Here is a 16,677-nt window from a genome sequence, read left to right as displayed (position 1 = left end):
ATTTGTTTAATATGTTCTTTTCGTTTACTGCCACGAGTGGAACTAAGTTTGCGGTTTAACAATTATTTTTTTTGGCGGAATAACAGAAGGCGCCAAACCTTTTTCTTTCATTTTTTTTACAACAGAAGACTCCATTTTTAACTGCATAAGTTTGGTTCTTCCATCATACAACTCGGATCGCAACTCTTTAACTTGATTGTTAAGCTTTGCAATTTGATGAACTTTTTTATCTAGACTATGCGAACTTGCAATCATTACTATTGCTAAAACCGAAAGAAATATGATAAGCTTCCAGTTTTTAAATGAATCTTCGCTGACTAAAAAAGTCCCTCTTAATATGCTATAGATACTTTTTTTCAATGTTATATCTTTTCAGCAATACGCAACTTTGCACTTCGCGCTCTGTTGTTAATTTTAATTTCTTCTTTAGTTGGGATTATTAATCCTCCAACTTTTTTTAATGGCACTTCAAAACGACCAAAAACATCACGCTCTGGCTCTCCTTCAAATAATCCATTTCTAATAAATCGTTTTACCAATCTATCTTCTAAGGAGTGATAAGAAATCAAACTTAAACGACCCTCTGACTTTAAAACCTCAGGTGTTTGTTGTAAAAATTCTTTTAAAGCCTCTATCTCTTGATTTACTTCAATCCTGATTGCTTGATAAATCTGAGCTAATATTTTGTTTTCATGCTTAGGCGACAAAAATCTTTGTAACACCTTTTTAAGCTGATCACTAGTTTTAATTATTTGGTTTTTACGATGCTCTACAATTAAACCTGCCATTGCTGGTGCAGCACGAAGCTCTCCATATTGCGATAGCACTTGTTTTAACTGCTCCTCATCATACTCATTAATTACATGAAACGCAGACAAAGTATCATTTTGATTCATTCTCATATCCAAATCTGCTTCAAAACGCGTCGAAAACCCTCTAGAAGCAACATCAAATTGATGTGATGACACACCAAAATCAGCCAAAATGCCATCCACTTGTTTTACACCATGAAAACGCAAAAAACGTTTGATATATCTAAAGTTTTCATGTATTAAAGTAAATCGTGGATCATCGATTGCATTTTCTAATGCATCAACATCTTGATCAAAAGCATATAGCTTTCCGTTTTCACCCAAGCGACTTAAAATCTCTTTACTGTGTCCACCACCTCCAAAAGTAACATCCACGTAAATTCCGTCTGGCTTAATAGCCAAACCATTTACTGTTTCGTTTAATAATACTGGATTATGATATGCTGTCATACTCTTCATCTTGACCCATTACCTCTTCAGCTAAATCAGCAAAATCATCTGCTGCATCATCAATAGCTTTTTCATACTTCGTTTTATCCCAAATTTCTACAATATTAACCGCTGAAGACATCACGATATCTTTAGCAATAGATGCAAACGCAACTAAATCTTTTGGTATTAGCAAACGACCGTTAGCATCGACTTCAACAATTTTTACTCCAGCAGTAAACCTGCGGATAAAGTCATTGTTTTTCTTTTTAAAACGATTAAGTTTGTTCACTTTTTGCATTAAAGTATTCCATTCTTGCATTGGATACAACTCCAAACATTCCTGAAACACTGCACGTTTTAAAACAAAGCCATTTTGCAACTCAGGAGCCAACTGTTTTTTCAGCGCAGCAGGTAGCATAAGCCTTCCTTTTGCGTCTACTTTACATTCGTATGTTCCTATTAATGAGTTCACAACCGTTTTTAATTGTCAGAATTTGTAAAAATCAAATATATTGAAAATTTTACCACATTTTACCACATTTTACCACTTTGTTGATAAGTATTCCAATTTTAACACCTTTTAAGAGACAAATCAAGTCCAAGCTTAAACAAAGTCAACAAACCAAGCCTAAATCTTAGGTGGGAAATTTTGCATTTTATTAACACGAATAACACTTAAGTAAATGATTAAAATGTCTGTTTTTTAAATGAATTAGTTATATTTGCTTTTGATGTAAACTACTAGCCATTAATGACGCGTATACTTAAAAAAGAAGGAAAATTCAACTATATTGAAGTTGGTGAAGGACAACCAATAATTGTACTTCACGGACTAATGGGAGGTTTAAGTAATTTTGATGCTGTGACCACTTTTTTTAGCACAAATGGGTACAAAGTAATTATCCCAGAACTGCCTATTTATAGCATGTCCTTACTTAAAACAAATGTCAAAGCATTTGCTAAATACTTATACGATTTTATAGCTTTTAAAGAACTTGATAACGTCATTTTGCTAGGTAACTCATTAGGAGGACACATTGGCTTATATCACACAAAAATGCATCCTGACAAGGTAAAAGCTTTAGTAATAACTGGTAGCTCTGGATTGTACGAAAGCGCAATGGGTGGAGGATACACTAAGCGAAGTGATTACGAGGTAATTAAAAAGAAAGCGCAAGAGGTGTTTTACGATCCTGCAGTAGCCACAAAAGAAATAGTAGACGAAGTTTATGAAACCGTTAACGACCGAAATAAACTTATTAAAACTTTAGCTATCGCAAAAAGTGCCATTAGACATAATATGGCTAAAGACTTACCTAAAATGACTGTTCCGACTTGTATAATTTGGGGTAGAAATGATGGCGTTACACCACCAGAAGTTGCAGAAGAATTTAATTTATTACTTCCTGACTCTGATTTATTTTGGATCGAAAAATGTGGTCATGCTGCGATGATGGAACATCCAGAAACTTTTAATCAAATATTATTTGATTGGTTTAAAAAACGTGATATTTAATATCTTACCAGTCTTACAATATAACTTAATATAAGATTTTCGGTTTAACCGAAATCAAAACACTAGTAATACATGCATATTAAATCTGCCGAGTTTGTAACCAGTAATTCTGATGCTTCAAAGTGTCCTAAAGATCGCATACCAGAATATGCTTTTATTGGTAGAAGTAACGTTGGAAAGTCGTCTTTAATCAATATGCTTACAAGCAGAAAAAGTCTAGCTAAAACATCTGGAAGACCAGGAAAAACCCAACTAATCAACCATTTTATAATAAATAAAGATTGGTTTTTAGTTGACTTACCAGGTTATGGTTATGCTAAAGTATCCAAGAGCACAAAGAAGGTTTTTCAAAAATTTATAACACATTATTTTGAAAACCGAGAGCAATTAGTAACTGCATTTGTACTTGTAGATATTAGACATAAACCACAGCCTATAGATCAAGAATTTATGCAATATTTAGGAGAAAGCGGAATACCTTTTTCTATCATTTTTACAAAAGCAGATAAGTTAAAACCAAAAGCTATTGAAAACCACGTTGAAGACTACAAAACAATACTGTTAGAAACTTGGGAAGAAATGCCAAATTACTTTATAACATCTTCTAGTAAAGACATTGGCAAAGATGACGTACTAAACTACATTGATGGATTAAATGAAAACATCATAATTGAATAGTATCCGCCAAAAACGTTACCAACTTAAAATTATAACAAACAAAAAAACTCGCTATTAAAGCGAGTTTTTTTTGTTTTATCAAGGGTATAAACTACATCATTTTTAATGTGTTAACCTCTTGCTCTGATAATATTTTCCAATTACCTCGTGGTATATCTTTTTTAGTTAAATGCGCTATTTGAACACAATCAATTCTAACTAATTCATATTTTAAATGCTCAAATATTGTATGCAAAATAGTGTTTCCTGTGTTTTTAATTTTTACACCAACTTCATTCTTTGTATTATTTACATAGTCAATTTCTTCAACACCAACTTGTTTACCTTCAACCTTAAAACCTTCTCTAATTTTTTTAAGATCTTCCATTTTTAAGTTTTTATCCAACTCTAAATGAAATAATCTTTCAACACCTTTATTAGAATTAGTAAAACGTGCTACAATCTTTTCGTCGTTAGTAAAAAGTAATAAACCTGTAGAGTTACGCCCTAAACGTCCTATTGGCTTAATTCTAGAACTTGAAGCATTAGCTACTAAGTCCATAACGGTTCTACCTTTTTGTTCACTTGTAGTTGTAGCAAACCCTTTTGGCTTGTTTAATAAAACGTAAGCCTTCTTTTCTGGATTAATTCTAGCTCCATCGTATCTTACTTCATCCTCTAGCTTAACTTTATAACCCATCTCTACCACAACTTTACCGTTTACGGTAACTAAACCCATTGCAATGTGTTGATCAGCTTCTCTTCGAGAGCACATCCCAGAATTAGCAACGTATTTATTTAACCTGATTAAATCAGAGTTAGTAGCGCTTGTAGGCTTTGCTTTTGGAGTGACTTTCTTTTTTATAGGTGCATTACCTCTAGCAAAAGTTTTGCTTTTAGCATTATCACTTCCTCGTCCTGAAGACTTTCCTTTATCATTACCACCTTTATGTCTACTCATAATATAATTTTTTGCAAATCTACAACGAATTTTTCATCTGTTGTTAATTATCGTATGAATGTTAATGATTTAACCATTAAAGAATTCGATTTAAAACTAAATCAATATTGATTAGCAGTATACTAAACACTCCTGCTACGATTATTATTTTTAAGATATTATGCAACCACAAATAGTGTGTTTTAGTCACTGATCGCCATAATAAAAATAAATAGACAACCAAAAGAGCCTCGCAAACATAAAAATACAGATACATGTATCCAATATCAAATTTTGCTATTAAAAAATAAACCGGAAACAACGTCGCTATTACCAAAACACTAATCATTTTTTTGGATGTGCGCTCACCATATACAATTGGGATAGTCCTATAGTTTAGTGTTAAGTCTCCTTTTATATTCTCCAAATCCTTAGTTAATTCTCTTATAGCAATTATTAAAAATAGAAACGTAGCATGAACAAATACTACTGACTTAAAATTATGATAGTAGACAAAAATTACAAAAAATGGTGTTAATGTCAATATTGACGACACAACATTACCTACAATAGGCATTTTTTTTAGTTTATGTGAATAAAACCAAATTGAAAAAATATAAAACGAAAAGAATAATACTGGCTTAAAAGACACGTAACTAGCCATCACTACTGCTGAAAAATTAAGCACAAAATAAAAAGACAACTTAGTATTTTGACTTACTAACTTATCCAACATTGTTTTGTTAGGCCTGTTAATTAAATCTTTTTCAGAATCGTAAAAATTATTAATTATATATCCTCCAGCAATTACAGCTGCTGTTGCTAACACTAGCATTAGCAGATTAACATCAAACAACACCTTTTTTAGTGGTTTGTCCGAAGCAAAAATGTAAATTGACGCTAAATATTGCGCAAGGACTACAACTAGTATATTATAGCCTCTAATTACAGAAAACATACTAAAAAACTTGATAAGTATATGTTTTTGCTTTCTAGTGAGCATTAACTATTTATTAGATGTAATTTTTTTATAAATCTTATAAACCAAAACGATGAATGCTAATAACAGCAAAATCATGAATAATTGCCAAACGAATAAGCTTATTGAAAAATGATTTAGTTCTGTTTTCAAAAAATAATGGTGTTAATTAAAAATTATAAACCACTTCTAATTTATAGTCTTTTAAGGCTAATTGCGCTTTTTTAATATCAGGTGTAAAACCTAAGATATAACCTCCACCACCAGAACCACAAAGTTTTAAGTAATAGTCATTAGTCTCTATTCCGTTTTTCCATAACTCATGGAACTGAGCCGGAATCATTGGTTTAAAGTTATTTAACACTACTTTAGATAACTGCTTGGTATTTTTAAACAGCGATTTTATATCTCCTTTTAAAAAGTCATCTACACACGCATCTGTGTGCTTTATAAATTGATTTTTAAGCATTGTTCTAAACCCTTCTTGCTTCATGTTTTCCATAAAGATACTTACCATTGGAGCAGTTTCTCCAATAATACCAGAGTCTAACAAAAACACAGCACCTTGACCATCGCTACTTTGCGTTGGTATACCTGTAGCTTCAATATTTTCTTTAGAATTTATTAAAATTGGTAAGCTTAAATAACTATTAAGAGGATCTAATCCCGAAGATTTTCCGTGAAAAAAAGATTCCATTTCAGAAAAAATAGCCTTAAGCGTTAACAACTTTTCACGTGTCAAGTTTTCTAAGACAGTAATTTTATCTTGCGCATACTTATCATATATAGCTGCAACTAACGCACCACTACTACCAACTCCATATCCTTGGGGAATTGAAGAGTCAAAGTACATACCTGCTTTAACGTCTTTATTTAATGACTGTATATCAAAAACGACTAATGAATCGTCTATTTTAGATAAATAGTCTGCAAAGCGTTGTAAACTTTGATTTGATTGTTGCGCTACTTCCGATGGATTGTCCTCCATTTTTAGCGCACCATTATAAAAATTATAAGGTATTGACAGACCCTTAGAGTCTTTAATAATACCGTACTCTCCGAATAATAAAATTTTTGAATAAAATAAAGGGCCTTTCATAAGCAATTAAGCATTGGTTTTATAAAGTTACAACTGTTTTGCGCCAAAACCAATTTTATCACAAATATAGTGACCGTTTTGACAATATGCAACTAACTGTTCCTTAATGAATTCATAAATTTTATCTTTATATTTATCTGGATATAAGACATGTACATTAGCACCAGCATCTAAAGTAAAGCAAACAGGCAACCCTGTATCTTTCCTAAATTGCCAGATTTTATTAATAATTTCTAGCGTATTAGGTTTCATTAAAATAAAATAAGGCATACTTGTCATCATCATAGCGTGTAGCGTCAAGGCTTCACTTTCGACTAAAGCAATAAACTGATTTAATTCTCCTGTTTCTAAAATTGATTTGATTGCAGTTATGTTGTCTACTGCTTGATCAAAACGTTGGCTAGCAAATGGGTGTCCATGCATTAAATTATGACCAACTGTGCTACTTACCTGTTTTTCTCCTTTATCGACCAATAATATGGTATCGTTATAGTTTTTAAAAATATCGTGAACTTTATACGGATATTTTACACCAAACAAATCGCTACTACCTTCAATTTTTGGGTGTTTACCCCAAACTACTAAATCGCCTTCCAAACTCCTACAAGCACTACCTGATCCTAATCTTGCTAAAAAGGATGCTTTTTGGATAAAATGCGCTTGAGATAATTCTGGATTTAATTGTTTTTCTATGCTCATTATACACAAAGCTAAAGCGCTCATACCTGATGCGGAAGATGCAATACCAGAGCTATGAGGAAACGTGTTTTTAGTTTTAATAGTAAACTCAAATTCTTTTAAAAAAGGCACATAACTTTCAATACGCTTAAAAAACGTTTCGATTTTAGGATGAAAGTCAGGCTTTAATTCTTCATCTAAAAAAACCTTAAAATCAAAACTATTATTACCTTTTTGCTTTTTAATATAGTGCAACTCAGTAATTGTTTTACAAGAATCTAAAGTAAAACTGATTGATGGGTTTTCTGGAATTTGATGTTCTTTTTTTCCCCAATATTTAACTAGTGCAATATTACTTGGAGAAGACCAAGTTACACTTCCGTTATTTAGCTTATTTTGATAGTTTTTTAATAAAAAACGTGATAAATCCATCTAATAATTAAATTTATACAAATATAGCTTTAATATTTAAACTAATTTATTAATTTTGACTACCGAATGAACATTCAATTTACTTATTAACAACCCTTAACAAATCGTTTGTCTTTCTAAAAAAATATATAATGTTAACTGATAGGTAAAAAAGTTCCCTTAAAACTTCGCCTCACCGCTTTTTACCATAAAATACAACCTGTCTAAATGGACAAAAAACAACGCATAATAATCACTATGTTAGAATTAGTGGTTAAACAAGGTGTACACGCTACACCTATGTCTCAAGTCGCCAAAGAAGCTAATGTAGCTGTTGGTACGATATACCATTATTTTGAAAATAAAAATGAGGTTATACAAGAACTATACATGATGATTGTTCAAGATTATGGTGTGGTTTTAATGGCTAATTTACCTGAAGGCGATTTTAAAGCACAATTTGAATCCATGTGGTCCAATTTGTACAACTACTTTGTTGGAAACCCCTTAGCTTTTCAATTTATCGAGTACGTTGCTGCACCACCAATTATATCTAAAGAGATTGTTAATCAATCTGTACCTTATATTGCTAACATTAGAGATTTCTTTTTAAAAGGAATTGAAGAAAAGCATGTTAGAAATGTACCTATAAGATTAATTTTGCAAATGGCTTTTGGAACCGTAATATCTGCAGTTAGACTTAAGAGTAACGAAGAATTGGAAATGACAAAAGCCGAAATAGATCTAGCAATAGAAATGTCTTGGGATGCTATTAGAAACAAAAACTAATTTTTTATTAGCGACTCTACCTTAGTAAGTGTTTTAAAATTTCTGGCGGTAGCTTTGATTTTTAATTTAGTTTCAAAAAAATTACTGTTTGCCTTAGTCCTTCCATAACCTACACTTGAATAAAGATAGATACACTGGTTAGTTATTGTAAATTTTTCATTTGGAAAATCATAACTTGATAATGTTGTGATTTGACTTTGACTTGGAGCGTTATAAAGTAGAGCAAAATAGCTGTTTTCTTTTTCTGCATCAGTAAAAGGACATTTTTTTAAAATTAAATCAAGGTCTGCTTTTGTTTTTACTAGAGTTGGTATGTTAAAACCAAAATGATTTAAAATAGACTCCTCTATTTTACTGGTTATAATTGCTTTGTCTTTTAAATCCGTTTTTAGTATAATATTACCTGTTTGAATATACGTTTTTACATCATTAAAGCCTATATCTGATAACACTTGACGTAAATCTAGCATTTTTATTTTGTTGTGTCCTCCAACATTAATACCTCTTAAAAATATAAAAAAAGTCTCCATACTAAATCTCAATATTTTTAGCCACAATGTAAGCTCCTGTCCATGCATTTTGGAAATTAAACCCACCTGTTAAGGCATCAACATTAATAATTTCGCCAGCAAAATATAGGTTACTATGCAATTTACTTTGGTAATTTTTAAAATTAACTTCCTTTAAATCTATTCCTCCTGCTGTAACAAATTCTTCTTTAAACGTACTTTTCCCGTCTACTTTAAAAATTGCTGTAGTTAATTGACCAGCTAAATCATCTAATTGGGATTTATTTAAATCTGCCCAACGCGTATCTTCAGTTATTCCTGCAGCTTCAACTAACGTTTTCCATAACCGTTTTGGCATATCAAATTGCGCTGCTTTAAACACTGTTTTTTTAGACAAGTCTTGCTTATATGTTTTTAAATCTGACAGCACGTCCTCAAAATCTTGGTTAACAAAATTAACTTCAATATCAAATTTATACTCTTTTTTAGCCAAATCTAAAGCACCAAAAGCTGATAGTTTTAATATGGAAGGCGCACTCATTCCCCAATGTGTAATTAATAAAGGACCAGAAGACTCTAACTTAGTCCCTATTACTTTAACTGTTACGTTTTGAGCCACAACACCTGGAATATCTTTAATCCTTGCATCATTAATATTAAAAGTAAACAATGAAGGTACTGGCTTAATAATAGTATGCCCTAACTGCTCTAAAAAAGACCAAATTTTAGGATTACTTCCTGTAGCAACAATAAGTTTTTGAGCTGTAAATTGGTCCGATTTTGTAACCACTTCCCATTGCTGGTCGATTGGACTAAAACTTGTTACGGATTGATTTGTTAATACCTCAACATTATATTTATCAGCTTCGTTTAAAAAGCAATCAATAATGGTTTGCGAATTATTACTGGTTGGGAATATGCGTCCATCGTCTTCAATTTTTAATGACACACCTCTATTTTCAAACCACTCCATAGTATCTCCTGTCATAAAGGTATGAAAAGGTCCTAAAAGTTCCTTTTCTCCTCTTGGATAGTAACTGGTTAATTCTTGCGGAACAAACTCGGCATGTGTTACATTGCAACGTCCACCACCAGAGACCTTAACCTTACCTAGTACATCTTTACCTCTTTCTAAAATAGCTATTTTTAAATTGGGATACAACTCGCCAATATTAATTGCTGCAAAAAAACCAGCTGCACCACCACCTATTATTATTACATCGTACTGTTTCATAATCTATCTGGAAAATCACTTATTATAGCATCAACATTATAGCTTTTCATACGTGCAATAGCTTGCTTAGTGTTGACTGTCCACACATTAACTTTATAACCTTGATCTTGTGTTTGTTTAACATTGTCCTTGCTTAACAATGCTAAATTAGGGTGTATTGCTTTTGCATTAATCCGCTTAGCTAAAGCAATTGCTTGATTTACACTTGCTTTTGTTAAAACGCCTAATGCTATATTAGGGTTGCAACTAAACACGTCAAGCAACTCTTTTTCTTGAAAACTACTAACAATAAAATGGTCCATTGTCCAATTTTTATTATCCACGTAATCTTTAATTATAGCACAAGTTGGATTAGCGGTATGTTCGCCTTTTAATTCAATATTTATACAAATTTTATTATCAATTAAATCTAATACTTCAGTTAGCGTTGGGATGCTATATAGATTTTCAACCTTTAAATGCTTTAATTCCGATAACGAAAATTTACCAATTTCTCCTGTACCATCCGTAATTCTATCTAACGTAAAATCATGAAAAACAACTAGCTCTCCTGTTTTGCACACGTGTACATCAACTTCGATCCCATCGACACCCAAATCCAAAGCCTTTTGGATTGACTCCATGGTATTTTCTGTCACATGACCCTTTGCTCCTCTATGACCAAATTTTAATATTTTGTTCATTAATTTTATAAATACTTTAAGATTACAAACTTTAGTCTGACTTGTTATATGCCTATATTTAATCTTATTTTAAACATGACAATTTATGACTTTTCATTTAAAACCAATACTAGTTTTAGCATTACTTTTTATGTCTTGCAATACAGGAAAACTAACTGTAGTAGGATCCATAGATGGTGATTTGGACGAAGCTTCTGCAGCACAATTAATTAGTGGATCTGATTTAATTTGGACTATTGAGGATGCAGGTAATAAAAACAATGTGTATGGTTTAGACAAAAAAGGTAATATTATTAAAGATATAGATATTAGCAATATTAAAAACCATGACTGGGAAGACTTAGCTGCTGACACCAATGGTAATTTATACATTGGAGATTTTGGAAATAACTCAAGAAAACGAGACCACTTTTTTATATATAAAGTCAATAACATAGCAAACATTAAGGACAAAACCGAAGCTGAAACTATACGCTTTACATTACCTGATGATATTAAGTCTGAAGATTTTGAAGCTTTCTTTTTATGGAATAATGACTTTTATATTTTTAGTAAAGAGAATAAAAAAACAATGGTTATTAAAGTACCAAATACCATTGGGTCTCACGTGGCAACGCACGTTACAGACTACAAACTAAAAGGAAAAGATACACGTGTAACATCTGCAGACATCAGTCCTGATGGCTCTACCATTATACTATTAAATCATGATAGAATTTGGAAACTTACAAACTTTAAATTCGATGCTTTTTTTGATGGTAATGTAGAGAGCATCTCATTAAATCATGATAGTCAAAAAGAAGGTATTTGCTTTATAAATAACACGTCTATTTATATTACAGACGAGGACTCTGGTAAAGAAGATAATAATATTTATAAGTTTAAATTATAGATTAAAAGATTTTAACCTGTCGTTTATTAATTTTAAATCCTCCTGATTACTTATAGCACTATTAGCATCTATTGATAAGCGTTTAACTTCGTTATCAATATCTGCTAAATAGCCTTTATTATCACAATCTATATTAAATGCTAAATGCTGAAATAGGTTAATTAATTTATTAACTATAATAACGTCGTGCTTTGCATAAGTCCTAATTGGAGCCATTACAAAATACAGTAACTCTTTAAATGTCACAGAGGAAATTTTTACTACTGGTTTATTATCTTCCAACAAGATACTTATATCGTTTTTAAACATTCTGCTTTGAAAAAGTTCTGCAAGATAATCTATCGCAATAATAGTTGTTCCAGGATCATTAATACCAGGAGACATCGCTTTTACAGCAATTTCGGTAATTTGTTTAAAGCCTAAAACGTAGTTATCTTCTATAATCTCGTCTCTAGAAAAAAGAAAATAAGCTAGTAAATCTTCAAGAGCTTCGTCTTTAAGTTTTGTTTTACATTTAAATAAAGGCTTGTCCTTATATATGTATTGTCCTTTAATTGCTACAATTTCAAATTGATTGTCATTTTGTTTTGCATGTTGACTAAAAGGGTCTAATATAATATCTTGTAGAAAGCCTGTTGTTGGAGACTTATAAACCGTCCATTCATCCGTATTTGGAAACCCTTGAGTTGTATCTTCTTCTGAATGTATAAGTTTATCAAGTCTATTTTTAGCCTCATCAAATATACGTTGCATGATACTATGAACCTGAATCTCTTGCGAAATGGAATGTATAAAATAAATAAAAGCACCTAAGCAGATAACCATAAATACAATAGCCAATAATACTGAAAAGCCAGGCAATTGGTTCTCACCTCCATCAGGCTCTATACCTACCATAGTAAATATGCAAAATAGTAACGTTGCGTTATATATACCTAATATTTTTTGATGACGCTTATTAGATATTAAACCAGGTAATACTCTAGGCGAAAAGTTGCTTGATGCTTGATTTAACAATATCATTACCATGGAAAAACTAAAAACCATTATTGAGATTAGTCCAGCAATAAACGTAGTTAAAATATTAAATGCAGTTTCTGAATTATTTATAACCAACAGAGGTACGTTGTCTACTAAATAAGACGATATACCTCTATTTTCTGCATAGTACATAAAAAATGTAAACAGTAACCCTGTCAGGCTATAAACCGAAGGGTAAAAAGCTATTTTACTTTCAAGTTTTTTTAAATATTCAAAACCATTAACTATAACATTTTTCATTAATTGGGTTTTAAAAATTTAATCCAAATCCAAAAGAAAAACGTAATCCTTCTTCGCTATTAAAAAAGTTAAATGTCCCAGAAACGCTGTCTGCTGCAGTTACCCAAAATCCAACACCATAATCATTATGCCAAATTTTTGATGCATCATTTTTTGTCCAGACACGTCCTACATCACCTCCAACAAAGACACCTAATTGTAATGGTAACGTTTTTGTTTTAAACTGATTAAAGCTATATCTAATATCTGCACTACCAGTTAAACTGTTTTGACCTGTAAAACGTTGTAACCTGTAACCACGTAGTCCATTAGCTCCACCAATATTTGCTGCTTGATAAAATATTAAATCATCACCAAATCGCATTTGTGCTCTTGCATCTGTTTTTAAAACTAGTTTTCTGTTTGTAGACAGCGCGTTGTAAAACCCTAAAGCAGTATTTACAAATCCGTATGTATATTTAGAGTCTTTAACTTCGGTTTTACCTCCTACACCTAAATCAAAGGTCATCCCTCTGGATGGATTTATAGCATTATCAAAACTATGATAATTAAAATTCCCTTCTAAACCTGCGAAAAAGCGTCTATTATAAAAGTCTGTTGTGTTTACAGACGGTTCTTGTGTTTCAATAAAACGGTCTGGTGTTTCTCCAATCTCTACAGCTTCTGTAGTTATTTTTATTCCGTAATCAGATCCAAAATCTCCTTTTTTAAGGACTCCTACACTAGCAGCATAAATACTTGTTTTAATTCTATTATAATCTAAATCTAAGTCATCATCATTATTAACGGTTTCATTACCATAACCAAAAAAGTTATTAGTAAAATTCTCGCTGGTTAGCTGTCCTGCAACATGTAAGTTCCATTCGCCAAAAAGGTTTGCAAATTCACCATCATAATTTAAACTAAAACCACTAGTTGCAAAAAAGTAACCACTTTTAAAACGATGTTGTTGCGAGTATGGGTTACGAGAAAATCCTTTGACAGTATAATTTAAGCCAACACCTACTTTAAAACCATCATCTGGATTATACCCAAGACTTGGGGTAACCACACTTGTTTTAACTATATTTTTCTGAAAATCAAACAGGTTATTGTTGTAAATATCTGTAAATTTAACCTTAGCTCCATTGTTTTTTGTTATGGTATTTGGTTTTGATTTATGGTCATAAATACGTACACGTCTTCCATTATTAATAATATATTCGTCGTTATTTTGCCCACCAATAATACGTGTAAAAATCAAGTTACTAGCTTTACCGCTAACTTCAATTATATCATCATCATCTAAAGCATAAATCCATAACTCCTTAGTTATATCCTTATCAAAAGTACGATCTACTATAACATCTGCTTTTTTACCATCTTTTATTCTTGAAATTACAACTTGCGTTTTATTATCTGCAATCCTATTAACTTCAATATAATCATCCTTATCTGTACCAGTTAGTATCACCAATTGATTAAGATAATCAGAATAACGCTCTGCTATATCTAGTAAGTTATTTTTTCTTTCTTTTAAAAATGTTTTTATCTGCAATAAAGATTCTTCTTGTACTTCTTTTGGAACTTTACTAAAAGCTTCTTCAATAACAGCATCTGTAATATTATCTTGCAAGTATTGTGCTTGCTTAATCCAAACAGATTTATCAGAATTTTGAATTAACACTTTATCCAATTTAATACCTGCACTATTCATCCATTTTATATCCTTCAACTCACCATCATACACTTGAAGCTGTTTAGTTGATCCAGAAATAAAACGCATAAAATCTAATAAAGCACCATCAAAATTAGAAAACACTTGATCTCTATCTCTAGGAATAGGTTTATATAATTTATCTCCATTATCTTGGTTAAACTGAGCCCATCTCCATTGGTCTTGGTGTCTATCCCAATCTCCTAAAAGCATATCAAAAAGGCGTGCTCTAATAAAAGCATTTTCGTCTATTTTATATTTTTCATCAGTTCTAATTTTTTTAATAATGTCATGCGTACTTTCAATATCATCTGCATAACCAAAGTTTTTTTCATCTGTATAATTATCTTCAGGACGTTCTTCAATTAAATATAATTCGCCACCATAGTTATAGTTGTAATCCTTTAAATATTTATGTTTTGGTATATAAAACAATTTAGGATTAGTATGGTACACACCTGCTGCATGTGACAGATCTGGAACTACTGAAAACGCATAAGGATGTGCTGCTGTGTAAAAATCTAATATTAAATCTTCGACTTTAGTTTTATCAAAATCATCTTTTAAGTATGTTTCTTTAAACAAAACCGTTTGCAAATACTGTGTAGCACTTTTACGCAACGCACGCATATTTAATTGTCGACCATCTTTTGTTTGCAATCTTAAAGATCGTGTTTGGTGACCTCCACCTTCTCTTACAATTTCTAGACCACCATAAAGCGTATCTAATGTAGCAACAGGAACCTCTACTTTTTGGCTATAGATATCACGATATTTCTCTCCAAAAAATGTTTTATAAACACCTGTTTTTTTGGTTTCTTCTTCAGTATAAATTGAGGCTTGAATAGTCGGTAAAAAGCTATCTGGTAATGTTGATAAATCAAATTCAGACGCGTTTTTTTCAGCAATCTGTTTGGTATATAACAGTTTTGGCTGCTCATTATCCTCACCATAAAAACTAACATAACTACTTCCGTCTTTATATACTGTTAGTGTTGCAAAACCTTGTTTACCATAGGCAAATAAACCATTATTACTTAAGGCTGCTCCAGATTGTTTAGCGCCAGAACCTGATACAATTTGTTTGATTCCATTATTTTCTATGTATTGTAAATTGTGTTCGTGTCCAGATGTAAAAATTATATTTGTATACTCTAAAGCTAAGGTTTCAATACGATTCATCATCTTATTATAACGCTCGTTATACCTATCTTGAATAGACACACCACCTTGTGTTCTAACTTGCGTTAAAAAAGAAGCTAATATTGGAACTGGAATTTTACTTTGTGTAGGGTACAAATGTTTATCTGCGCTATAAAATCCACCATGAGTACCATTAGTATACATGGGATGATGCATAGCAACTACAACAGTTTTATTTTGTGCTTTTTTAAACTCGCCTTCTAATTCTAATAAAAAACGTTCTCTTGTTTTAATTTCACACTCATCATTTATAGTTGGATGATCATTCCAGTTTTCTAAATACCATTGTGTGTCAATGATAATTAACTCAATACCATCACTAACCTCGACCACTTCTAACGGACAACCGTTTTCTGGCTGAAATGTGTTTTTACCCAATGCGTCTTCAATAAATTTTTCTTCATCTTTTAAACCATTTAAACCATCTGCATACCAATCGTGATTTCCAGGAATAAACAACACTTCACCATTAAAACCAGAAACAGCATTTACTTGTGCTTGCAAATGGTTTTTAGCTTCGTCATAATAAGGATCTTCCTTTGTTGGTAGACCTGCAGGATAAATATTGTCTCCTAAAAATATAGTATAATCACCTTTGGTATCTTTCTGTTTTATTAGATTTTTATATGCAGTTAACCCACTACTAAATCCACCCATTGGTGATTTTCCTGCATCACCAACCAAGTAAAACGTTTTGTCAATTGGTTTATTTGGTAATGCAACTACTGTTTTATCTTCTGATTTATATTGCGCCTCAAAACTGGCACAATTAGTCAATAGAAAAGCTAAAACAAACGTTAGAAATATGTTATTTTTTGTCATTAAAGGTTGAGAGTTTTATTTTTTTAGTACTTTGGATAAGAATA

Annotated in this window: 16 protein-coding genes; 4 read left to right on the top strand and 12 right to left on the bottom strand. The window is 31.5% G+C overall.

From position 1 onward, the window contains the following. Positions 1-42 precede the first annotated feature (42 nt). The 3 genes from V6251_RS05555 to mraZ are packed head-to-tail and all read right to left on the bottom strand — an operon-like array spanning position 43 to position 1,716. Complete coding sequence (locus V6251_RS05555; RefSeq protein ID WP_145006103.1) at positions 43-360, bottom strand: FtsL-like putative cell division protein; 318 nt, start codon at positions 358-360, stop codon at positions 43-45. A gap of 2 nt (positions 361-362) precedes the next feature. Further along, positions 363-1,262 (bottom strand): 16S rRNA (cytosine(1402)-N(4))-methyltransferase RsmH, encoded by a 900-nt coding sequence (gene rsmH, locus V6251_RS05550; protein ID WP_341587360.1) that lies wholly within the window; start codon positions 1,260-1,262, stop codon positions 363-365. Next, positions 1,246-1,716, bottom strand: a complete 471-nt coding sequence (gene mraZ / locus V6251_RS05545; RefSeq protein WP_341587359.1) for a division/cell wall cluster transcriptional repressor MraZ — start codon at positions 1,714-1,716, stop codon at positions 1,246-1,248. The genes rsmH and mraZ overlap by 17 nt, the downstream gene beginning before the upstream one ends. A gap of 279 nt (positions 1,717-1,995) precedes the next feature. Between mraZ and V6251_RS05540 the strand changes: the two genes are divergently transcribed. Both V6251_RS05540 and yihA read left to right on the top strand, forming a co-directional pair. Next, positions 1,996-2,760, top strand: a complete 765-nt coding sequence (locus V6251_RS05540) for an alpha/beta fold hydrolase (RefSeq protein WP_145006095.1) — start codon at positions 1,996-1,998, stop codon at positions 2,758-2,760. Between the two features lie 72 nt (positions 2,761-2,832). Next, positions 2,833-3,438 (top strand): ribosome biogenesis GTP-binding protein YihA/YsxC, encoded by a 606-nt coding sequence (gene yihA, locus V6251_RS05535; RefSeq protein WP_292946873.1) that lies wholly within the window; start codon positions 2,833-2,835, stop codon positions 3,436-3,438. Between the two features lie 91 nt (positions 3,439-3,529). On the opposite strand, the gene V6251_RS05530 is transcribed toward yihA, so the two are convergent. The 4 genes from V6251_RS05530 to V6251_RS05515 all read right to left on the bottom strand — a co-directional run bounded on the left by V6251_RS05530 (position 3,530) and on the right by V6251_RS05515 (position 7,545). Next, positions 3,530-4,378 (bottom strand): pseudouridine synthase, encoded by an 849-nt coding sequence (locus V6251_RS05530; RefSeq protein WP_341587358.1) that lies wholly within the window; start codon positions 4,376-4,378, stop codon positions 3,530-3,532. Between the two features lie 76 nt (positions 4,379-4,454). After that, complete coding sequence (locus tag V6251_RS05525) at positions 4,455-5,360, bottom strand: geranylgeranylglycerol-phosphate geranylgeranyltransferase (protein ID WP_145006087.1); 906 nt, start codon at positions 5,358-5,360, stop codon at positions 4,455-4,457. Between the two features lie 145 nt (positions 5,361-5,505). Further along, positions 5,506-6,435, bottom strand: coding sequence for a mevalonate kinase family protein (locus V6251_RS05520; RefSeq protein WP_341587357.1), 930 nt, complete (start codon positions 6,433-6,435; stop codon positions 5,506-5,508). A 27-nt stretch (positions 6,436-6,462) separates the two neighbouring features. Next, the gene (locus V6251_RS05515; protein WP_341587356.1) at positions 6,463-7,545 is read right to left on the bottom strand and encodes a diphosphomevalonate/mevalonate 3,5-bisphosphate decarboxylase family protein; all 1,083 of its coding nucleotides are present in this window, start codon (positions 7,543-7,545) and stop codon (positions 6,463-6,465) included. 207 nt (positions 7,546-7,752) lie between these two features. Between V6251_RS05515 and V6251_RS05510 the strand changes: the two genes are divergently transcribed. Beyond that, the gene (locus V6251_RS05510; RefSeq protein ID WP_341587355.1) at positions 7,753-8,313 is read left to right on the top strand and encodes a TetR/AcrR family transcriptional regulator; all 561 of its coding nucleotides are present in this window, start codon (positions 7,753-7,755) and stop codon (positions 8,311-8,313) included. On the opposite strand, the gene V6251_RS05505 is transcribed toward V6251_RS05510, so the two are convergent. The 3 genes from V6251_RS05505 to V6251_RS05495 are packed head-to-tail and all read right to left on the bottom strand — an operon-like array spanning position 8,310 to position 10,739. Continuing rightward, positions 8,310-8,843: a DUF1697 domain-containing protein gene (locus V6251_RS05505; protein ID WP_341587354.1), complete on the bottom strand. Its 534-nt coding sequence runs from the start codon at positions 8,841-8,843 to the stop codon at positions 8,310-8,312. The two genes, V6251_RS05510 and V6251_RS05505, sit on opposite strands and share 4 nt — an antisense overlap. 1 nt (position 8,844) lies before the next feature. Then, positions 8,845-10,056, bottom strand: coding sequence for an NAD(P)/FAD-dependent oxidoreductase (locus V6251_RS05500; RefSeq protein ID WP_341587353.1), 1,212 nt, complete (start codon positions 10,054-10,056; stop codon positions 8,845-8,847). After that, positions 10,053-10,739, bottom strand: a complete 687-nt coding sequence (locus tag V6251_RS05495; RefSeq protein WP_341587352.1) for a glycerophosphodiester phosphodiesterase — start codon at positions 10,737-10,739, stop codon at positions 10,053-10,055. The genes V6251_RS05500 and V6251_RS05495 overlap by 4 nt, the downstream gene beginning before the upstream one ends. Before the next feature lie 85 nt (positions 10,740-10,824). On the opposite strand from V6251_RS05495, the gene V6251_RS05490 reads away from it, so the two are divergent. After that, positions 10,825-11,631, top strand: coding sequence for a hypothetical protein (locus V6251_RS05490; RefSeq protein ID WP_341587351.1), 807 nt, complete (start codon positions 10,825-10,827; stop codon positions 11,629-11,631). Here the strand turns inward: V6251_RS05490 and V6251_RS05485 are convergent. Then, positions 11,626-12,912 carry a DUF2254 domain-containing protein gene (locus V6251_RS05485; protein WP_341587350.1) on the bottom strand — a complete coding sequence of 429 codons (1,287 nt, stop codon included), beginning with the start codon at positions 12,910-12,912 and terminating at the stop codon, positions 11,626-11,628. The genes V6251_RS05490 and V6251_RS05485 overlap by 6 nt on opposite strands. Positions 12,913-12,922: 10 nt before the next feature. After that, positions 12,923-16,633 carry a metallophosphoesterase gene (locus V6251_RS05480; protein WP_341587349.1) on the bottom strand — a complete coding sequence of 1,237 codons (3,711 nt, stop codon included), beginning with the start codon at positions 16,631-16,633 and terminating at the stop codon, positions 12,923-12,925. Between the last annotated feature and the right edge of the window lie 44 nt (positions 16,634-16,677).

It is taken from the genome of Olleya sp. Ti.3.14 (genome assembly GCF_038154885.1).
Lineage (GTDB): Bacteria > Bacteroidota > Bacteroidia > Flavobacteriales > Flavobacteriaceae > Olleya.
The sequence above is the reverse complement of the archived record's forward strand: the minus strand, read 5'-3'. Positions and strand labels throughout refer to the sequence as shown.